The 19590-nt window shown below is 59.5% G+C and carries 16 protein-coding genes and 1 pseudogene; 8 read left to right on the plus strand and 9 right to left on the minus strand.

Features of this window, described 5'->3' with window-relative positions; genetic code table 11:
- Positions 1 to 49 precede the first annotated feature (49 nt).
- Complete coding sequence (gene sstT, locus HU731_RS25920; RefSeq protein ID WP_186609493.1) at positions 50 to 1270, minus strand: serine/threonine transporter SstT; 1221 nt, start codon at positions 1268 to 1270, stop codon at positions 50 to 52.
- Between the two features lie 241 nt (positions 1271 to 1511).
- Between sstT and HU731_RS25925 the strand changes: the two genes are divergently transcribed.
- The gene (locus HU731_RS25925) at positions 1512 to 2666 is read left to right on the plus strand and encodes an MFS transporter (RefSeq protein WP_186609491.1); all 1155 of its coding nucleotides are present in this window, start codon (positions 1512 to 1514) and stop codon (positions 2664 to 2666) included.
- 4 nt (positions 2667 to 2670) lie between these two features.
- Here the strand turns inward: HU731_RS25925 and nhaR are convergent, their stop codons facing one another.
- Complete coding sequence (gene nhaR, locus HU731_RS25930; protein WP_186609489.1) at positions 2671 to 3573, minus strand: transcriptional activator NhaR; 903 nt, start codon at positions 3571 to 3573, stop codon at positions 2671 to 2673.
- A gap of 134 nt (positions 3574 to 3707) precedes the next feature.
- Here nhaR and HU731_RS25935 point away from each other — a divergent pair, with 134 nt between their 5' ends.
- The 4 genes from HU731_RS25935 (at position 3708) to mnmH (ending at position 6971) form a co-directional block, all read left to right on the plus strand.
- Positions 3708 to 3959 carry a hypothetical protein gene (locus HU731_RS25935; protein WP_186609488.1) on the plus strand — a complete coding sequence of 84 codons (252 nt, stop codon included), beginning with the start codon at positions 3708 to 3710 and terminating at the stop codon, positions 3957 to 3959.
- 31 nt (positions 3960 to 3990) lie between these two features.
- Positions 3991 to 4740 (plus strand): TerC family protein, encoded by a 750-nt coding sequence (locus tag HU731_RS25940; protein WP_014717958.1) that lies wholly within the window; start codon positions 3991 to 3993, stop codon positions 4738 to 4740.
- A gap of 93 nt (positions 4741 to 4833) precedes the next feature.
- Entirely contained in the window at positions 4834 to 5868 is a 1035-nt protein-coding gene (selD, locus tag HU731_RS25945) for a selenide, water dikinase SelD (RefSeq protein ID WP_186609487.1), read from the plus strand.
- Positions 5868 to 6971, plus strand: coding sequence for a tRNA 2-selenouridine(34) synthase MnmH (mnmH, locus tag HU731_RS25950; protein ID WP_186609486.1), 1104 nt, complete (start codon positions 5868 to 5870; stop codon positions 6969 to 6971). Before selD ends, mnmH begins: the two co-directional genes overlap by 1 nt.
- 109 nt (positions 6972 to 7080) lie before the next feature.
- On the opposite strand, the gene HU731_RS25955 is transcribed toward mnmH, so the two are convergent.
- Positions 7081 to 8136, minus strand: coding sequence for a permease (locus HU731_RS25955; RefSeq protein WP_186609485.1), 1056 nt, complete (start codon positions 8134 to 8136; stop codon positions 7081 to 7083).
- A gap of 58 nt (positions 8137 to 8194) precedes the next feature.
- Positions 8195 to 8896, minus strand: coding sequence for a histidine phosphatase family protein (locus tag HU731_RS25960; protein WP_186609484.1), 702 nt, complete (start codon positions 8894 to 8896; stop codon positions 8195 to 8197).
- A 252-nt stretch (positions 8897 to 9148) separates the two neighbouring features.
- Here HU731_RS25960 and HU731_RS25965 point away from each other — a divergent pair, with 252 nt between their 5' ends.
- The 3 genes from HU731_RS25965 to hemB all read left to right on the plus strand — a co-directional run bounded on the left by HU731_RS25965 (position 9149) and on the right by hemB (position 11784).
- Entirely contained in the window at positions 9149 to 9847 is a 699-nt protein-coding gene (locus tag HU731_RS25965) for a glutathione S-transferase N-terminal domain-containing protein (RefSeq protein WP_098952059.1), read from the plus strand.
- 3 nt (positions 9848 to 9850) lie between these two features.
- Positions 9851 to 10693: a PhzF family protein gene (locus HU731_RS25970; protein ID WP_186609483.1), complete on the plus strand. Its 843-nt coding sequence runs from the start codon at positions 9851 to 9853 to the stop codon at positions 10691 to 10693.
- Between the two features lie 116 nt (positions 10694 to 10809).
- A complete protein-coding gene (gene hemB, locus HU731_RS25975) occupies positions 10810 to 11784 on the plus strand; it encodes a porphobilinogen synthase (RefSeq protein ID WP_016977356.1) in 975 nt (324 codons plus the stop codon).
- Positions 11785 to 11843: 59 nt separating this feature from the next.
- On the opposite strand, the gene HU731_RS25980 is transcribed toward hemB, so the two are convergent.
- The 5 genes and pseudogenes from HU731_RS25980 to HU731_RS26000 all read right to left on the minus strand — a co-directional run bounded on the left by HU731_RS25980 (position 11844) and on the right by HU731_RS26000 (position 19557).
- Positions 11844 to 12257 (minus strand): hypothetical protein, encoded by a 414-nt coding sequence (locus HU731_RS25980; RefSeq protein WP_186609482.1) that lies wholly within the window; start codon positions 12255 to 12257, stop codon positions 11844 to 11846.
- Between the two features lies 1 nt (position 12258).
- Positions 12259 to 14079, minus strand: a pseudogene (locus HU731_RS25985) (RHS repeat domain-containing protein); the annotation flags it as partial.
- 52 nt (positions 14080 to 14131) lie between these two features.
- Entirely contained in the window at positions 14132 to 14554 is a 423-nt protein-coding gene (locus HU731_RS25990; protein ID WP_044273265.1) for an ANTAR domain-containing protein, read from the minus strand.
- A 20-nt stretch (positions 14555 to 14574) separates the two neighbouring features.
- Positions 14575 to 15789 carry an EAL domain-containing response regulator gene (locus tag HU731_RS25995; protein WP_186606310.1) on the minus strand — a complete coding sequence of 405 codons (1215 nt, stop codon included), beginning with the start codon at positions 15787 to 15789 and terminating at the stop codon, positions 14575 to 14577.
- A 129-nt stretch (positions 15790 to 15918) separates the two neighbouring features.
- Positions 15919 to 19557, minus strand: coding sequence for a transporter substrate-binding domain-containing protein (locus HU731_RS26000; protein ID WP_186606309.1), 3639 nt, complete (start codon positions 19555 to 19557; stop codon positions 15919 to 15921).
- Between the last annotated feature and the right edge of the window lie 33 nt (positions 19558 to 19590).

Raw genomic sequence — 19590 nt, forward strand, 5'->3', positions numbered from 1 at the left:
AGGCTCGAGTCGGCTCAGCAGTGAACCGCTCGGGCTTTTCTTCTTTCATTCAAGCTGTTTGTTCTTCCTTACCCAAACACGCCGCCGCCGTAAACAGCACATCGGTAGACGAGTTGAGTGCGGTTTCCGCCGAGTCCTGCAGCACGCCGATGATGAAGCCGACAGCCACTACCTGCATGGCGATTTCACTGGGGATGCCGAACAGGCTGCACGCCAGGGGAATCAGCAGCAGCGAACCACCCGCCACCCCCGATGCACCACAGGCACACACCGCAGCGACCACGCTGAGCAGCACGGCGGTCGGCATGTCCACGGCGATGCCCAGGGTGTGCACGGCGGCCAGGGTCAGCACGGTGATGGTGATGGCGGCGCCGGCCATGTTGATGGTGGCACCGAGGGGGATCGACACCGAGTAGGTGTCTTCATGCAGGCCCAGGCGTTTGCTCAACGCCAGGTTGACCGGAATGTTCGCCGCCGAGCTGCGGGTGAAGAACGCGGTGATGCCGCTTTCGCGCAGGCACATCAGCACCAGCGGGTAAGGGTTGCGGCGCAGTTTCCAGAACACGATGGCCGGGTTGATCACCAGTGCCACGAACAACATGCAACCGATCAGCACCACCAGCAGGTGGGCATAGCCGAGCAGGGCGCCGAAACCCGAGGTGGCCAGGGTGGAGGCCACCAAGCCAAAGATGCCCAGCGGGGCGAAGCGGATCACCACGCGCACGATCAGGGTGACGCCGTTGGACAAGTCGTCCAAGACCGTGCGGGTGGTTTGGCCGGCATGGCGAATAGCGATGCCCATGCCAATGGCCCAGGCCAGAATGCCGATGAAGTTGGCGTTCATCAGTGCGCTGACCGGGTTATCCACCACACTGAGCGCCAGGCTTTGCAACACTTCGCCAATGCCGCCGGGCGCGCTCACCGTGGCGTCATGGGTGGCCAATACCAGGAACGACGGAAACATCATGCTGGCGACCACCGCAACCACGGCGGCGGCAAAGGTGCCGAGCAGGTACAGGAACAGGATCGGGCGGATATGGGTTTCCTGGCCATGCTTATGGTTGGCAATCGAGGCCATCACCAGCACAAACACCAGGATCGGCGCGACGGCTTTGAGGGCCGTGACAAACACCTTGCCGATAAAGCCAGTGGCGCGCGCGGCCTCGGGGAACAGCAGGGCCAGCACGATCCCGGCGATCAGGCCGATGACAATTTGGGTGACCAGGCTGACGCGCATTAAACGTTGCAACAGGGAAGGGGCAGCAGTCATAAAGAGTTGTCTCTAGTTTTTTTAGTAGGGCACAGCATTGCAGGCAGAAAGTACTGTAGGAAGTAGGCGCGAAGTCTAGCATGCTGTGGGAAGCGTCTTGTTTGCTGCGGCATTCCGTCACCCGTTTCAGTCGGGCTTGGTCAAGTCCGGACATGTTCTGTTAAGATTCGTCCCTCTCATCTTTCCTCTCCGTCAGCGGGCCCTCCGGGCTGTCGTTGATGTCGTCGTTTCTGGAGTTTTCATGTTGTTTCCTATCCTGCTGCTGTCAGCCGCCGGTTTTACCGTGCTGACCACAGAATTCGTCATCGTCGGCCTGTTGCCATCGATCGCCCGGGACCTGAACGTCAGTGTGTCCCAGGCCGGGCTGCTGGTGACGCTGTTTGCGTTCACCGTGGCCGCGTTCGGCCCGTTTCTCACCGCCTACTGCGCGCGCTTCCCGCGCAAGCGCCTGTTTATCAGCATCCTGATCATGTTCGCGGCCGCCAATACCGTGGCGGCATTGGCGCCGAATATCTGGGTGATGGCCGTGGCCCGTTTGATCCCCGCCCTGGGCTTGCCAGTGTTCTGGGCCCTGGCCAGCGAAACGGCGGTAGACATCGTCGGCCCTGAGTTCGCCGGGCGCGCGATTGAAAAAATCGGCTTCGGCATTGTGTGCGCCACCGTGTTTGGTATTCCGGTGGGCACGCTGATTTCCGATATGTTCGGCTGGCGAACCGCGTTTGCCGTGCTCGCGGTGATTGCCCTGGCCAAGGCGTTGCTGCTGTATCTCTACCTGCCGGTCACCCCGGCCAAGCACCAGCAGGCCAGCTTGCGCTCACAATTCAAGATCCTGCGCAGCCCGGTGATGCAGGGGCATATCCTGCTGTCGATCCTGGTGTTCAGTGGCATGTTCACCGCCTATACCTACCTGGCCGATATCCTTGAGCGTCTGGCCGGCTTCGACGGTACATTGGTGGGCTGGTGCCTGATGGGCTTTGGCGCGGTCGGGCTGATCGGCAACTCCCTGGGCGGACGTGCCGTGGATCGTCACCCCTTGATCGCGTCCATGGTGTTCTGCGGGTTCATGATCGCGGGCATGGTGGCGGTGGTGCCGGCGATTCACTCGACCATCGGCCTGGCCGCGGCGATGGCGGTGTGGGGCGTGACCCAGGCGGCGATGTTCCTCGTCAGCCATGTGCGCTTGATGAAGGCCGCGCCCCATGCGCCGGCGTTTGCCGCGTCGCTGAACATTGCCGGCGCCAACCTCGGCATCGGCCTGGGCGCGATGGTGGGCGGGCATGTCATCGACACCCTGGGCCTGGGCAGCCTGGGGTTTGCCGCTTCGGGGTTTATACTTCTGTCGATCCTGCTCGCGTTGTGGCTGATGACCGCCAAACCCACGGCGCTCAATGCCTGAACGATCAGGGTAGGGCGGTAAACAACTCCCGCCGGGCACCTTCGGTAATCGCCACAATGCCGGGGTGCTTGACCTTACGCTCCACCGAGATCGCATAGAACGACTCGGTCACTGCATCGGTCTGGCCGATCAGCGCCACGCCATATTGGCGCACCACCTCATCGGCGATCACGCTGGGCGCGATAAAGATCCCGCTGCCCGATTGCCCGAACGCCTGCATCAAGGCGCTGTCGTCGAACTCGCCGATGATGCGCGGCTGAATCTGCTGTTCGGCAAACCAGCGCTGCAAACGGCTGCGCACCACGGTCTCTGCCCCCGGAATCAACAGCGGTGCACCCTGCAAACACTGTGGGAAAACGCCGCCATGCTGGTCAGCCAACGCCTGGGTGGCGAAAAAACTGATGCCGCACTCTCCCAGCTTCTGGCTGTAGCCCTTGATGTCCAAGTGTGTGGGCATGGGGCTGTCGGAAATCACCAGGTCCAGGCGCTGGATCGCCAGGTCGGCCAGTAAACGTTCGAGTTTGTCTTCACGGCAGGTGATGCGGATCGGTTCGCTCAACTCCATGGTCGGCGCGATCAACCGGTACACGATGGATTTGGGCACCACATCCGCCACCCCGACCCGGAACGGGATCTGCTGCTCGTCAGGCTGGGCGCGCAGCATCGCCTCCAGTTCATTGCCGGTCTGGAACATCTGCTCGGCGTAGGGCAGCGCCTGGCGCCCGGCTTCGGTCAGTTCAAGCTGGCGACCGACCCGCTGAAACAGGGCAATACCGTAGGTCTGCTCCAACAGGCTGATCTGCCCGCTGATGGTTTGCGGCGTAAGGTTCAACTGCTCGCAGGCGCGCACGATGCTGCCGGTCTTGGCCACCACCCAGAAGTAATGCAACTGTCGATAATTGAGCATGGCGGTCTACACTTCGCAAAAACCGAAGTATACGCGAGAAAAATACGAATTTTCCTGAACTGTTTGCCTGCATAGAATGCCTCGCTATCGCGGGGCCACTACTTGGACCCAATGGTTCTAACGAGGAATACATCATGAAACTCAATTCCCTGGGCACGGCGTCGTTGCTTGCGCTTTCATTGATAGTGGTCAGCGGTTGTGATCAAGTCGAGAAAAGTGCGCAGCAAGTGTTGGGCAAAGCCACCGAGTCGGCCAAGCAGGCCATCGACGACACCCACAAGGCCGCCGAGCAGGCATTGAGTGAAGCAACCCAGGGCTTGATCAGCCCTGAGAAGCAGGAAAAAGATGCCGAAAACGACGCTGAATCCGACACCAAAGAAACCTAATTTCCCAGCACTACCACGTCAGGACTGACCTATGGATTACCTTTTACAACTGGCCGCCAGCCCCACCGCCTGGGTCGCACTGGCGACCTTGATCGTCATGGAAATCGTGCTGGGCATCGATAACCTGATCTTTATCTCGATCCTCACCAACAAATTGCCAGAGAAGCACCGGGCCAAGGCGCGGCGCATTGGTATCAGCATGGCGTTGATCTTGCGCCTGGGCCTGTTGAGCACCATCGCGTTCATCGTGCAATTGACGACGCCGGTGTTCGAAGTGTTCGGCCAGGCGTTCTCGTGGAAGGACATGATCCTGATCGCCGGCGGCCTGTTCCTGGTGTGGAAGGCAACTACCGAGATCCATCACAGCATGGACCCGGAGCCTGAAGAGAAGGCCACCGTCAGCAACACCGTGACCATCGGCTTTGCCGCTGCCATCGGTCAGATCCTGATGCTCGACCTGGTGTTTTCCATCGACAGCATCATCACCGCCGTGGGCATGACCGAGCACTTGCCGATCATGATCATCGCCGTGGTGGTCTCGGTGATCGTGATGCTGGTGGCCGCTGAACCGTTGGCCAAGTTCATCAACGACAATCCGACCGTGGTGATGCTGGCCCTGGGCTTCTTGATCATGATCGGCATGACGCTGATCGCCGAAGGCTTCGGCGCCCACGTGCCAAAAGGCTACGTGTATGCGGCCATGGCCTTCTCGGCAGCGATCGAATGCTTGAACATTGCCCGGCGTAACCGGCACGCACGTTTGCTCGCTGCGCGCCAGTAACCGCTGAACAAACAGGCCGGCTGTGCTCACAAGAGCCCAGCCGGCCTTTTGCTGTCTGCTAGAATCGGCCCACTTGATAGCTTGAGGTCCCCCATGAACGAGCCGATTCGCCTTACCCAGTACAGCCACGGTGCGGGTTGCGGTTGCAAGATTTCGCCCCAGGTGCTGGAAGTGATCCTTGCGGGCAGCGGAGCACAGAACCTCGACCCCAACCTGTGGGTGGGCAATGCCTCACGCGACGATGCGGCGGTGTACGCCATCGACGACGAGCGCGGCGTGGTGTCCACCACGGACTTTTTCATGCCGATTGTCGACGACCCGTTCGACTTCGGCCGCATTGCCGCCACCAATGCCATCAGCGACATCTACGCCATGGGCGGCGACCCCTTGATGGCTATCGCCATTCTCGGCTGGCCGGTCAATGTGCTGGCGCCGGAGATTGCCCGCGAAGTGATTCGCGGCGGTCGGGCCGTGTGCGATGCCGCTGGCATTCCGCTTGCGGGCGGGCATTCCATCGACGCGCCGGAGCCGATCTTCGGCCTGGCCGTGACCGGCATCGTGCAAAAGCGCCATATGAAGCGTAACGACACGGCCACCGCCGGTTGCCGCCTGTACCTGACCAAGCCCCTGGGCATCGGCATCCTCACCACCGCCGAGAAGAAGGGCAAGCTGCGCGAGGCGGATATCGGCCTGGCGCGTGACTGGATGTGCACCCTCAACAAGCCGGGCAGCCGTTTCGGCAAGTTGGCCGGTGTGACGGCCATGACCGATGTCACCGGTTTCGGCCTGCTCGGCCACCTGGTGGAAATGGCCGATGGCAGTGGCCTGACGGCCCGTATCGAGTATGCAAAGGTTCCGCGCCTGCCAGGGGTTGAGTATTACCTGGACCAGGGCTGTGTGCCCGGTGGCACCTTGCGCAACTTTGAAAGCTACGCCAGCAAGCTGGGGCGCGTGCAGGAGCTGCACAAGCGCGTGCTGTGCGACCCGCAAACCAGCGGTGGCCTGCTGATCGCCGTTACCCCGGAAGGTGATGCCGAGTTCCACGCCGTGGCCGCCGAGCTGGGCCTGGCCCTTGAGCCTATCGGTGAACTGCTGGAGCGACAGACCAACGCGGTTGAGGTGATTTGATGGCGACGGACATCACCGATTACCGCGACATTTTCCTCAATGACCGCCCGATGATGGATACCCGCGCGCCGGTCGAGTTCACCAAGGGCGCGTTCCCCGGGGTGATCAACCTGCCGCTGATGACCGACGATGAGCGCCAGCGGGTTGGCACCTGTTACAAGCAGCAAGGCCAGCAAGCGGCAATCGTACTGGGGCATGAACTGGTGTCCGGGGCAATCAAGGCCGAGCGCATCGAACAGTGGGCGCAGTTTGCCCAGGCCCATCCCGAGGGTTACCTGTACTGCTTTCGGGGCGGCCTGCGTTCGCAGATCGTGCAGCAATGGTTGAAAACCGAAGCGGGCATCGAGTACCCCCGCGTCGGCGGTGGCTACAAGGCCATGCGCACCTTCCTGCTGGAGACCCTGGAGCAGGCGACCGCCCAGTGTGATTTCGTACTGCTGGGCGGCATGACCGGTACCGGCAAGACCGAAGTGCTCGGCCAACTGCGCAATGCCCTGGACCTGGAAGGCCACGCCAACCATCGCGGCTCCAGCTTCGGCAAGCGCGCCACGGCGCAACCCTCCAATATCGACTTTGAAAACCGCCTGGCCGTGGATGTGCTGAAGAAGCGCGCAGGTGGTATCGAGCAGTTTGTGGTCGAGGACGAGAGCCGCATGATCGGCAGTTGTGCGCTGCCATTGCCGCTGCACAAGGGCATGCAGACCTTTCCCATGGTGTGGCTGCAAGACAGTGTCGAAGGCCGTGTGGAGCGCATCCTGAAGGATTACGTCGTCGACCTGTGTGCCGAGTTCATTGACGTGTTTGGTGACGCCGGCCAGGGGTTGTTCGCCGAGCGCCTGACCCAGAGCCTGGCCAATATTCACAAGCGGCTGGGGGGCGAGCGTTTCCAGCGGTTGCAGGCGGTGTTACAGGATGCCCTGGCTGAACAGGCACTCAGCGGCGCAGTGGATCTGCACCGGGTATGGATTGAAGGCTTGCTGCGGGAGTATTACGACCCGATGTATGCGTTCCAGCGCGAGAGCAAGGGCGCGCGTATCGAGTTTGCCGGGGAGCAGGGGGCGGTGGTGGAGTATTTGCGTGAGCGGGCAGCTCGGGTGGGGTGACCTTTGGGGCGCCATCGCAGGCAAGCCAGCTCCCACCTTTTGAAGTGTGAATACATACAAAGGTGGGAGCTGGCTTGCCTGCGATGAGGCCATCAGCCCCACTGAAAATCTAAAGAATCACCGCCCCAATCAACCCACACACCACCCCCACCAGCATGGTCAACCCGGCCACCGTCACCAGCACCCGCGCATCGAAATCCTTGCGCAGCATCAACAGCGACGGCAGGCTCACGCTCGGCAGGGTCATCAGCAAGGCCACGGCCGGGCCGGTGCCCATGCCCAGGGCCATCATGGTTTGTACGATGGGAATCTCTGCCGCTGTCGGAATCACAAACAGCGTGCCCACAATCGCCAGCGGCACCAGCCACACCAGGCTGTCGGCCATCGCCCCGTCCACATGGGGGAACAGCCATACCCGCGCCGCGCCGAGGATCAGCACCGCCAGGATATACACCGGGATAGTGCTCCAGAACAGCTGCCACAGGGTGCGCAACCAGCGGCTCAGGAACGGTTGCGACTCCACCGTGCTGACGTCGGCCACCGCCTCCAGCGCGGCTTCCGGCACCTGGTCCGGGCGCGCAATACGTTGTGCCACCAAGGACACGCCCACCACCAGCACAATCCCCGCCACCAGCCGCAACGCGGTGAAACCCCAGCCCAGCACAAAGCCCATGAACACCAGGGTGGCCGGGTTCAATACCGGGTTGGCAATCCAGAACGCCAGCGCCGCGCCGACCGACACCTGCTGGCGGCGCATGCCCGCCGCCACCGGTGCCGCGCAGCAGCTGCACATCATTCCCGGCAGGGCGAACAGCCCACCGCGCAGGGTCGAGGCCAGCCCGGCACGGCCAAACAGGCGCAGCAGCCAGTCGCGGGGGATCAACACTTGCAGTAACGAGCCGAGGATCACCGCCAGTACGGCGGCTTTCCAGATGGCCAGGAAATATACCTGGGCATAGGCCAGCGCTGCCGCCAGGGGCGAGCTTTGCTGGTCATTGAGAATCGAGGCGCCAATGCTGTGGTTGTCGGCCGCTACAAACGCCTTTAGGTAGTAGGGCGACCACTTCACATAGTAGAGGCCGATGCAGGCCACCAGGAGAAACAGCGCAGGTTTGCACCAGAATGCCCAGCCGCGGTTGGGCTGGGTGGAAGCGAGGTTGGACATGGAGATGATCCGCAGGTGAGTCGATAGCCCGGCATCATACGCCCCTGCGGCCCAAGCTTCAGATATCTGCGCTGACCTGGGTCGGGTCCGGGCAGTTTTCCCCCCCGTTATTCAGCCCTTGCTTATAGTTGCGGCTGAGCAGTGAAGCCTTGCCGTTGTGCCAGGTCAGTGTCAGCACATACAAGGAGTCGTAGTCATTGCCAGACCAATCATCGGTAATGGTGTGTTTTTCACCGGCCGCTTCGCTGGCGACTTTGTTGATCAGTTCCGGCAAGTAACCATGGGACCAAGCCGTATAGATCGTCGCGTTGCGGTACTTGTCCTCGACCAGTTCTTCGGCCAGGGCGCTGGTGTCATTCGCTGAAAAATCGATGTTCACCGGCAGGCCGAGCTTGATCGCGCTGGGGCTGATGGTGATCAAGGGGCGAATGTAGCTGTAGGAGTTATCCAGTTCGCCTTCCTCGACGTTACGCGTCGGGTTGGCAGCGAACACATAGTTGGCTTTGCCGAACTTTTCCGGCAACAGGGTCGCCAGGTTCATGGCGCGGTTCAGGCCCTGGCAATTGAGTTGGCCCAGGCCACCGGCCGGCTTTTCGCCATGGCGCAGGAATACCAGGGTTTGCACGCCATCGACCGGTTGCGCACGGCTTTCACGGGCGTCAAGGGCGGTGACGATGGCGGCGCTGACCAGCAGCAGCGGCAACACCATGTAGGAATAACGTTTGAGTCGTGGCACAAGGCGCAGAGGCTTGATCTTCATGATAGGTTCGAGTCTTCGTGCGTCGGGTTAAGGCGGACAAGCCCGGCCCCAGTGACGCATCAGCGTCCTGCGGTGTTCCCTGTCGATAGAGCAAAGCGCCTCCTTTCATTGTTCGGGCGCTCTTTAAGAGTGCATTCGGGCGCTTTGGTTCGCCCACGCGGGATTCTATCCGGCAAATGTTGCGCAACGATGACCCATGCACGATGGCAGGCAGATGACTATCATGGGGGCTTTCCGTCCAGGGGGTTCTCGATGAACGCACTCGCCGCTTTCCCGATCAACAGCAAATGGCCCGCCCAGCACCCGGAACGCCTGCAGCTGTATTCGTTGCCCACGCCCAACGGCGTCAAGGTGTCGATCATGCTCGAAGAGCTGGGCCTACCTTATGAGGCGCACAAGGTCAGCTTCGACACCCAGGATCAGTTGTCTCCCGAGTTCCTGTCCCTGAACCCCAACAACAAGATCCCCGCGATCATCGACCCCAACGGCCCGAGCGGGCAGCCGCTGGCGCTGTTCGAATCCGGCGCGATCCTTATTTACCTGGCGGAAAAAACCAGCCAGTTGCTCTCCGAAGACCCGGCCACCCGCTATGAAACCCTGCAGTGGTTGATGTTCCAGATGGGCGGCATTGGCCCGATGTTTGGCCAACTGGGGTTCTTCAACAAATTCGCCGGCAAGGCGTATGAAGACAAGCGCCCGCGTGACCGCTACGCCGCCGAGTCCCGACGCTTGCTGGGCGTGCTGGAAAAGCGCCTGCTGGGCCGCACCTGGATCATGGGCGATGAGTACAGCATCGCCGACATTGCGACCTTTCCGTGGGTTCGCAACCTGATCGGGTTCTATGAGTCCGGTGAGCTGGTGGGCATCACCGATTTCCCTAACGTACTGCGCGCGTTGGACGGCTTTGTCGCACGTCCAGCGGTGATCCGTGGCCTGAACATTCCGAGCTGAAGCATGCCGACTTTCGATTTTAAACAGCTGGATGTCTTCAGCAGCGTACCGCTCAAAGGCAACCCCTTGGCCGTGGTGCTGGGGGCCGATAGCTTCACCGACCAGCAGATGGCGGACTTTGCCAATTGGACCAACCTCAGCGAAACCACGTTTTTACTGACTCCGCGCGACCCACGTGCTGACTATCGGGTAAGAATCTTCACCACCCTCAAGGAGCTGCCGTTCGCGGGGCATCCGACCTTGGGCAGTTGCCACGCCTGGTTGCAGGCTGGCGGCGTGCCACGCGGGGAGGAGATTATCCAGGAGTGTGAAATCGGCCTGGTGCGTATTCGCCGTCAGGGCAGTGAACTGGCGTTTATCGCGCCGCCGTTGCTGCGTGCCGGCACGGTGGAGGCACCGTTGCTGGAGCGCGTGCGCCTGGCATTGGGCCTGGCGCCCGAGGCTATCTTGCGCAGCCAGTGGGTCGACAATGGTGCGGGTTGGCTGGCGGTGATGTTGGCTGAGCGTGACGCGGTGCTTGCGTTGCAACCGGACTATTCGCAACTGCAAGGTCTGGCCGTAGGGGTGATCGCCCCCTGCGACCCCACCCGTGACGTGGTGGACGCGCAATTTGAAGTGCGCGCTTTTGTCGCTGGCGATGGCGCCGCCGAAGACCCGGCCACCGGCAGCTTGAATGCCGGCGTGGCCCAATGGCTCCTTGCTGAAGGCCTGGCGCCCAACCGTTACGTGGTCAGCCAAGGCACGGCGATAGGGCGAGCGGGGCGTATTTACATCGAGCGCCAGGGCGATGAAATCTGGGTGGGCGGCGCGGTGGCGTTGTGCATCGAGGGGCGTCTACAGCTGTAGATCAATGAATTGTTACGCGCCTGGCAATACACTATTGGCCCCTCGGCGTTTGTGTTGCCAGGACTTGGGGGCATAAGCTTTCGCCCCAAAGTGTTCAGCCATTTTTCAGGATTGCCATGACCAGCCAGTTCCCCCAAGCCCGCCCACGTCGCCTGCGCCGCTCCCCGGAGCTGCGTGGCCTGTTCCAGGAAAGCGAATTCACCCTCAACGACCTGGTACTGCCGATTTTTGTCGAAGAAGAAATCGACGACTTCGTGCCCATCACCAGCATGCCGGGTGTGTTGCGCATCCCCGAAAAAAAACTCGCCGGTGAGATCGAGCGTTACGCCCGCGCCGGCATCAAGTCGGTGATGACCTTCGGCGTGTCCCACCACCTCGACGCCAGCGGCAGCGACACCTGGAAAGAACGCGGCCTGGTTTCGCGCATGTCCTCGATCATCAAGGACGCCGTGCCGGAAATGATCGTGATGTCCGACACCTGCTTCTGCGAATACACCGACCACGGCCACTGCGGCGTGATGCACGGCGCCCATGTCGACAACGACGCGACCCTGGTCAACCTCGGCAAACAAGCCGTGGCCGCCGCCCGTGCGGGTGCTGATGTCATCGCCCCGTCAGCCGCGATGGACGGCCAGGTCCAGGCCATCCGCCGCGCCCTGGATGACGCCGGCTTCACCCACATCCCGATCATGGCCTACTCCACCAAATTCGCCTCGGCCCTCTACGGCCCCTTCCGCGAAGCCGGCGGCAGCGCGCTCAAGGGCGACCGCAAAAGCTACCAGATGAACCCGATGAACCGCCGCGAAGCCGTGCGCGAATCGCTGCTGGACGAACAGGAAGGCGCCGACGCGCTGATGGTCAAGCCAGCCGGTGCCTACCTCGACATCATCCGCGACATCCGCGAAGCCTCGCGCCTGCCGGTGGCGGCGTACCAGGTGAGCGGTGAGTACGCGATGATCAAGTTCGGCGCACAGGCTGGGGCGATTGATGAGGACCGGGTAGTGCGCGAGACGTTGGGGTCGATCAAGCGAGCGGGGGCGGATTTGATATTTACGTATTTTGCGATGGATTTGGCGTTGGCGGGGATTTAAGGACATCGTTTCTCCCCTGTGGTGAGCGGGCTTATCATAGGGGTAGGAGCACTCGTAACTTAGTTAAATTTTTCGTAATCTTGCGCACCTAGTGACACCAACCATTTCCTGAAGAAATCAATTTGTTCCTGTGGGTCGTTTGTTAGGTTCTCCTCTTCGTAGTCAAACAAATGGACTATGTCGTCGTTGGTAGCTTGCTGACCTAAAGTCATTTCGTATGCGACGAGCCCCGCGCTCATCTGAGAAGCCATTCTTGATGGTTTAACGTTTATTTTTGCCCCTTTGCATAAAAAAGTTATATGCGGGAAGTCTGCTCTGATTTTTGCGAAGCAAATATATAAGTCATGCCCTTCATAGACTTTTTTAAAGTTGTCGGCCTCTGAAAATGTCATGATGAGCTTCCTTGGGTCATATTTGACGGTGACCTCCTTGTGCTCGTTTTTGATTATTACCTTTATATTCTTAGTTTTCATTTTATTTCCTGTTGGGATTTGGTATGGAATATCCAACGTAAGTTCCATCAGACTTTACTGGGGTGGCGCCTAATATATCCTCTGTGTCGATTTTGTTATGGATAGCGAATTCTAGCTCCTTCGGGTATGGCGCCTGCTTGCCTAGTTCTGTATTTATATCATGCCCCTCAATACTCTTAAGTGTATACAAGTAGCCCTTTTTATCTCCGTAGCTGGTAGCAAAAGTGATCCCGACTGCCCGTGATGGCGATGTGCTTATGAAGTTGCTGGGAGGGTCATTACTGTCAATGGCGTGTAGGTACAAATCTTCGCTATCACCTTTGCTTTTAAAGCCATTTTTGAAGACCTCGTTTGGAGGGGTTTTGTCTCCGCGAAAAAGATACTCTTCGTCATTATGAGGAGTCGGAAGGTTGGGTTCTGATTTCTTACTTGATGCGGGAGTTGAAGGATCTTCAGCGCCTAAGGATGGTTCGCATCCTACCGTACCTGGGCATCTGTTCAGTCCCAGCGGATCCACCCACCCCGTAGGATTGGGCACATACCGATATCCATTGATCCCCCCCGCCAACTTCACCGGATCCGGTGTCAGGTAACGGCCAATATCCGGATTGTAGTAGCGATGGCGGTTGTAGTGCAGGCCGCTTTCCGCATCGAAATACTGCCCTTGAAACCGTAGCGGATTGTCGATTTTGCCCACGTCGAGCCGGGCGATCTGGCCGTAGGCGCGGTAGTGGGCGGACCAGACGATGTCGCCTTCGGGGCTGGTCAGTTCCTGCGGGGTGCCGAGGTGGTCGAGTTGGTAGTGGTAGGGCGTTGTGGCCTGTGGGCCGAAGCCTTCCAGTAGCGTCAGTGGGCGGAAGCTGTCGGGTTCGTAGAGGTAGCTGCGATGGCGCTCTGCATGGTGCTCGGCAATCAGCTTGTCGCCTTGCCAGAAAAATTCGGTGGTCTTGCCGTCGACGGTTTTGCTGATGCGGCGCCCAAATGGGTCGTAGCGATAGCGGGCGGTTTGGCCGTTGGGTTGGGTGATGCCGATCAGCCGATGCTGGCAGTCGTAGCGGTATTCGGTGATGAGTTGCTGGCCTTTGCCGCGCCGTTCGCGGATGAGGTTGCCGAAGGCGTCGTAGTCGTAGTGGCGGTCGCCTTGGATTATCAGGCGGTTGGCCGCGACGATGTCCGGGCCGGGGCGGTCTTGCATCAGCAGGTTGCCGGCGGGGTTGTGGCCGAAGCGTTCCTGTATGTCTTGGGAGTGGTCGGCGCGGGTCAGTCGGTTTAGCGGGTCGTAACGGTAAAGGTGTTCGCCTTTGCGGGTGTCGAGCAGGCGGGTGAGGTTGCCGGCTTTGTCGTAGTCGTATTGGCGTTGGTAGAGGTGGTTCTGTTGCTGAGTGACCGCGTGGGCGTGCAGGCGGTGTTGGTCGTCGTAGTGGTAGTGGCTGAGCAGTTGGCCTTGCTGGCGCTGGTGTTCGCGGCCGCTTTTGAAGAGATGTGAGGTGAGCACTTCTCCATTGAGTTCGACGGTGGCGAGGTGGCCGCCTTTGTCGTGGTTGAAAGTGACGCGGTTGTTGTCTGGCAGGCACAGGTTTTTCAGTTGACTGCAGGCGTCGTAGCCGTAACGCAGGGTGCCCCAGCCTTGGTGTTCGGCGGTGAGGCGGTTTTGGCGGTCGTACTCGTAGGCCAGCGCCCAGTGGCCGTCTTCGACGCTGAGGAGGTTGCCTTGGCGGTCGTAGGCGTAGTCGACAACGTTGCTGTCGGGCAGGGTTTTTCTTACGAGGCGCCCGGCGTGGTCGCGCTCGTAGCGGGTGATTAGCTGACTGCCATCGTCGCCAACTGAGGCGGTGGCGGGCCCCGCGAAAAGCGTGCAATAGCTCACACCAGGATTAATTGGATTCCAGCAACGGTCTACCCGAGCGCTGTTTTATTTGCACATCCACCCGGTTCATGACGCGCGCCAGAATCGATCGGTCCGGAACACCGGAGGCAATAAAGCCGCAGCGTTGCGCCGTGACTGGATTATCGGGAAACGCTTGCAGGGTCACGCCCTGATAAATCAATGAATGCCTGACACACGCGTACTCCTCAAGCATTTGCTTAAACTGTGCGCCCGCCGCGTGCACGGTTTCTTCATTGATCACCAACAGATCAAATACATCTCTTGCGTTATCCAATAACGTAATCAACACCTTGAGGGAATCGACAGGCACAACGCGGTGGTATCCCAAATGGCCAAGGTCTTTTTCAATACTCATTCGCCGGGTGGCATCGCTATCTACCAACGCGATCCGCAAACGTGGATTGGACATAAAAGCCCTCCTGATTGACATCAAATATTGCTGCGCGAGTTCAACTGGATCGCCAGCCAGGCCAACGCGCGCGCAGCGTTCATGGGACGAGCACAGAGATAGCCCTGGGCCTCGTTGCATCCCAGCTTCAGTAATCCCTGGCGCTGGTTTTCGTTCTCGACGCCCTCCACCACCACTCGCATGCCCAGTGCCTCGCCCAGTGCCAATGTGCTACTGACCACGGCACGGTTGCGCGCACTGCTTTGAAGGTCGCGGGTAAATGCGGCGTCCAGTTTGATTTCGGTAAACGGCAACTGGCACAGGCGCTCCAGCGAGGAATAGCCGGTGCCGAAGTCATCAATCGACAGGCCGGCGCCCATCATGCGCAGTCGTATCAGGGTGTCGAGCACGGCGGGAGAAACTTCCAGCAGGCCGCATTCAGTGATTTCAAACGTCAGACGACACGCAGCAATGGCGTGGGATTGGAGTGAGTCGCAAAGACGCGGCAGTAATAAGCCATGACCGAGCTGGTCGGACTCCAGGTTAAACGCCAGCGATAGGAACTGCTCCTGCTCTGCCAACTGCTGCAAGAACTCAAGGCCTTGTTGCAACAGCGCGAAGAACAGTTCATCCAACGCGCCAACTTGAGCGAGCAGCGGCAAAAAATCTGCCGGATACAACAGGCCGTATTGTGGATGTTGCCAACGCGCCAGCACTTCAAAACCGCGCACCTGCCCCGTGCTCAAATTGAACTTGGGCTGGAAAAACGCCTTGAACTCATGCCTTGAAAAACCCCCAGCCACGCACGCCTTGCTCAAGAACCCAGACCGGCTGCTTCGGCGCGCCTGCTTTGTCGGCGCCCCAATCCTTTCCAGGTAGCGGCTGAGCATAGGCGCAATGGCGCTTGCTGGCACCGGGAAGTCCACATAACCCAATACACTGATGCCCAACAGGCCTGCCATGCGATCAATTGCATCGTGCAGGTCCGTGCCATGGGCGCTGAACATAATGAGCGCTTTAGCCAAGTGGCCACGGCCGAGCACTTCGATGGCCCTCAAGCCGTGTGCGCCCTCGTCCTTCAAGTTGCACAAAGCGATATCGACAGGCCCGGTACGCTCGAGCAACTCAACGGCCGCCGCGACATCGGCAACGGCGGCCACCTCTTCACACCCGACCTCTCGGAACACCTGGGTGGCAACAAGCCGCTTGAACGGGTGTTCTTCGATGACCAGAACACGAATAGGTAGGAAGGACATGGCAGAGCACACATAAGTGGGGATGTGCGAATTATCGGCAGACCTTCAGCCGGCGTATTTAGGAACGCTCCTAGAAAGAGCCAGAAAATCTGCATGGGCTTATCGCAACGATAAAAGGCTGCCCCGTGGTTAATCCTGTTGAACACTTAACAGCGCCTGCTCAAGATCATCTATGGCGCGTTCAACCCCAGCCACGCTCGCTTCAAGGGCAATAACCGAGACCTGAGGATCAGCACAGGCCACCTCCAGCGCCCGACACCGCTGCACCAACTGTTCACCTTTGACGACTCGGGCAGCACCTTTGATCCGATGGGCCAACTCGACAAGCCTGTCGGTATCAGCCGCCTGTAATAACGCACCCAGTCGCTGCCGATCCTTGCGATTGTTGTTGATCAATTCATTGAGAATCTGCCGAAACTTCACCGGCTCGCTGCTGATCAACAACTCCAGCGGGCCAAGATCAAGCAGACGTGCCTCCTCAGACACCGCGATCAAGCGCTCTACCACTGGCAGAGGGGCATCCACTTCGCACGCGTGGCTGTGCTGGTAGGCAATCAACCGCGCGTCAAGTTCGTCCAGGCCAATGGGTTTGATCAGGCACTCGTTCATACCCGCCTGAATGCCTAGCTCGATTTCTTCGGGCTGGGCATCGGCCGTGAGGCCAATGATGACGGTGGCTTCAATCGTTTGTTCGGTCTCGATTTGGCGAATCGCCTGAGTCAAGGCCACGCCGCTCATGCCAGGCATGTGGCAGTCAGTGATGACCACATCGAACGCCTGCTCACGCCACAGCGCCAGCGCTGACTCGCCATCGGCCGCCTCGATGACATCATGGCCGAGAAAGGCCAGTTGCTGGCGTAGCACCTGCCGATTGACCTGATGATCGTCCACTACCAATACCTGCAGGCGATAGCGGTGCTGCGGTTGCGCAATCGTGGCCAGTCGAGGGGCGTTGATACGTTCCAATACCTGCAGACGCAGCTCGACATTCACGCAGGTGCCACGGCCAAGCTCACTGCTCATGCCGACCCACCCGCCCATCATTTCGCACAGCGAACGGCAGATCACCAGGCCAAGGCCGGTACCTTCACCGCTTTGCACATTGCGCTGCGCCTGGACAAACGGGCGGAACAGCCGCGCCTGATCGGCAGCACTGATACCCACGCCGGTGTCCTCGACCCGAAGGCTGACGTTGAGCAGGTTATCGTCGCTCAATGCACCCGCGATGCTGACTTTGATCGTGCCTTCTTCGGTGAACTTGATGGCGTTGCTCACCAGGTTAGACAGGATTTGCTTGAACCGCAGGGCGTCAACCAGCACGTCGCAACTGATGCTCGACTCAATGTCGAGCAGCAGATTCAGGCGTTTCTGGCGCGCCAACCCTTCAAATACGCGTGCAACTGACTCTACCAACTCACGCAGGTTGGAGCGCTTGGGCGAAAGGCTCAGGCGCCCGGATTCGATACGTGCGATATCAAGAATATCGCCTATCAGCTCCAACAGGCTTTTGGCGGAAACGTGAGCGATTTCGATATTGGCACGGTTGATGGGTTCGCTGTCGGCACGCTTGAGGGCAAGCTCAAGAATGCCGATCACCGCGTTCATGGGCGTGCGAATTTCATGGCTCATGGTCGCCAGGAAATGGGTCTTGGCCCGACTGGCGTCATCGGCCAGGTTCTTGGCCTCCTGCAATTGCTCCACTAACTGGCGGTGTTCGGTAATATCCATCCAGCCACAGATAATGCCTTTGGTGACGCCCTGGGAATCCTGGAACGGTTGTACCCAGTGATTGATCCAGACTTCGCGGCCTTGCAGCACAACGGCATGCACCGACTCGTGAGACTGGCCCTCATTCATCGCTTGCAGGTAGTAGCGGTGAAGGTCCGGTGTAGATTCGAAGGACTCACTGGGCAGTTCGCTGACGGTTTTGTTCAACACCTGCTCTGCACTCAACCCCGTACTGTTCAGATAACTGCGGTTGCATGACACCATGCGCCCATTGATATCTCGCACGTAGAGCGCTGGCGGCATGCAGTCAGTCAGGGTTTCCACAAATTGCAACTGATCGTTGAGCATGCGTTCGGCCTTGAGCCTGGCGCGGATCTGTCGACGCAAATAGAACACCCAGATCAACGAGAGCAATAGCAGAAGCGCCGCACCGGCAACCACTTCGCTGATCACCCGCTCATAATCGACCCATGTCTGCCCGCTCATACCGGGCGGAGAACGCCAGCGGTTTGAGATAGCGTTGAACTCGTCCGGCGAAATACTCTGCAGGACTTTGTCGATAATCGACTGCAGCTCGGCATCGCTACGGCGCAGGGCAAAATTGAGATTGGCCGGCCCGACGTCCAGCGCCTGATTGATGGCCAGCTTCTCTCGGAACAGGCGCTCTATGTAATAACGTGCGGCAGGCAGTGACACGACTGCCGCATCGGCCTTGCCTTGATAAACCATGTTCATGGCATCCAGCGAACCACCCGCCTCGATCACGATCGCTTCAGGGTAATGCTTGCGCAGTTGCGTCAGCGCCACATGACCGGAGGGAATGGTGACGCGCTTGTCGACCAGGTTACCCAATTTGCCTTGCTGGTCCAGGTTGCTCAGCAATACGAAAGGACCGCCCACCAGCGGTCTGGAAAAGCGCAAGTACTCCTCACGCTCGGGGCTTGCCGTCATGAGCGCCAGTTCGGCCTCACCCTTCTGTAGCGCCTGGATGATCTGCGGGTACCCACCACTGTGCACCACCACCTGAAAATTCAGGCCCGTGCTGAGCGTGATGACTTCCAGCAGATCTGCCACCCCGCCTGAAAAAACTCCGTTGGCGTCGAAGTATGCTCCGGGTGCCAGATCATCGTTAATCACGAGCCGCGCCACTGGATGACGTTCGATCCAGCGCCGCTGTTCTGAGGTAAGGTCGATAGGTTCTTCACTGGGTATAAAGCTGTTACCGACCCAGCGTTTGGCCAAGTTGATTAATTGGTCTTCGCCAATGGCCTTGATTGCAACGTTGAGCAAGCGTTGTAGCTGTGTGTTGTCCACACGCATGGCATAGCTATAGCCACCGACGGGCAGGTCGATAAAGCGCTCATAGCGTACGAAGCCGTAAAACGCGCGGTTGATGCGGTAATAGGCACTGTACAAATCGTCGAGGTAGACATCGGCTTGCCCAAAAGCTGCAGCGGCAATCGCTTTGTCATGGTCACTGTAGACCCTGAAGTCCGCACGCGGAAAACGCTTCATCAGGTCGCCGCTATGCTCCTCAGTCACAGCCACGCGCAAGCCCTCCAGGTCCGTCGGCGAATATCGCGGCTCGGCGCTGCGCTTGAACAGCGCAAGCCGATCCCGAGCATAAGGCACGCTGAGGATCAGGTTCTCGCTCGGTGACAACGCCCCATGCCTGCTGACCATATCCACACTGCCGGCCTGTAATGCCTGCTCGGCTTCCGTGGCGCTGGCGAAAGGTACAATCTTGACCTTTACGCCCAACAATTGAGCCACCAAGGCCGTCACATCGGCACTGATACCTTCGTATTGGTGATCTTCTGCATTGACGGAAAAGGGTTCCGATTCATCGGGTGAAATCCCTAACCGAAGCTCAGCCTTATGCCTTAACCAGTGCCAGTCCTCGGTTGTAATTGCGATGTCGTGGCGATCGATGCGCAGCTGGCTGGACAGCACCTGCGGCGCCAGAGGCAGCGAAACCGCCACCACTTGGGTGCTGATCAGCAACAGACACAAGGGCAACCAGGAAGAACGTAAACGCATGGAAGATCAGGACCGAAAGTGGGAGGGACACAG

The organism is Pseudomonas salmasensis (assembly GCF_014268375.2).
GTDB classification, from domain to species: Bacteria; Pseudomonadota; Gammaproteobacteria; order Pseudomonadales; family Pseudomonadaceae; genus Aquipseudomonas; species Aquipseudomonas salmasensis.

Excerpts from the sequence above, each read along its gene's own strand:
- sstT (WP_186609493.1), bottom strand. The coding sequence starts at position 1,270 with ATGACTGCTGCCCCTTCCCTGTTGCAACGTTTAATGCGCGTCAGCCTG.
- HU731_RS25925 (WP_186609491.1), top strand. The coding sequence starts at position 1,512 with ATGTTGTTTCCTATCCTGCTGCTGTCAGCCGCCGGTTTTACCGTGCTG.
- nhaR (WP_186609489.1), bottom strand. The coding sequence starts at position 3,573 with ATGCTCAATTATCGACAGTTGCATTACTTCTGGGTGGTGGCCAAGACC.
- HU731_RS25935 (WP_186609488.1), top strand. The coding sequence starts at position 3,708 with ATGAAACTCAATTCCCTGGGCACGGCGTCGTTGCTTGCGCTTTCATTG.
- HU731_RS25940 (WP_014717958.1), top strand. The coding sequence starts at position 3,991 with ATGGATTACCTTTTACAACTGGCCGCCAGCCCCACCGCCTGGGTCGCA.
- selD (WP_186609487.1), top strand. The coding sequence starts at position 4,834 with ATGAACGAGCCGATTCGCCTTACCCAGTACAGCCACGGTGCGGGTTGC.
- mnmH (WP_186609486.1), top strand. The coding sequence starts at position 5,868 with ATGGCGACGGACATCACCGATTACCGCGACATTTTCCTCAATGACCGC.
- HU731_RS25955 (WP_186609485.1), bottom strand. The coding sequence starts at position 8,136 with ATGTCCAACCTCGCTTCCACCCAGCCCAACCGCGGCTGGGCATTCTGG.
- HU731_RS25960 (WP_186609484.1), bottom strand. The coding sequence starts at position 8,896 with ATGAAGATCAAGCCTCTGCGCCTTGTGCCACGACTCAAACGTTATTCC.
- HU731_RS25965 (WP_098952059.1), top strand. The coding sequence starts at position 9,149 with ATGAACGCACTCGCCGCTTTCCCGATCAACAGCAAATGGCCCGCCCAG.
- HU731_RS25970 (WP_186609483.1), top strand. The coding sequence starts at position 9,851 with ATGCCGACTTTCGATTTTAAACAGCTGGATGTCTTCAGCAGCGTACCG.
- hemB (WP_016977356.1), top strand. The coding sequence starts at position 10,810 with ATGACCAGCCAGTTCCCCCAAGCCCGCCCACGTCGCCTGCGCCGCTCC.
- HU731_RS25980 (WP_186609482.1), bottom strand. The coding sequence starts at position 12,257 with ATGAAAACTAAGAATATAAAGGTAATAATCAAAAACGAGCACAAGGAG.
- HU731_RS25990 (WP_044273265.1), bottom strand. The coding sequence starts at position 14,554 with ATGTCCAATCCACGTTTGCGGATCGCGTTGGTAGATAGCGATGCCACC.
- HU731_RS25995 (WP_186606310.1), bottom strand. The coding sequence starts at position 15,789 with ATGTCCTTCCTACCTATTCGTGTTCTGGTCATCGAAGAACACCCGTTC.
- HU731_RS26000 (WP_186606309.1), bottom strand. The coding sequence starts at position 19,557 with ATGCGTTTACGTTCTTCCTGGTTGCCCTTGTGTCTGTTGCTGATCAGC.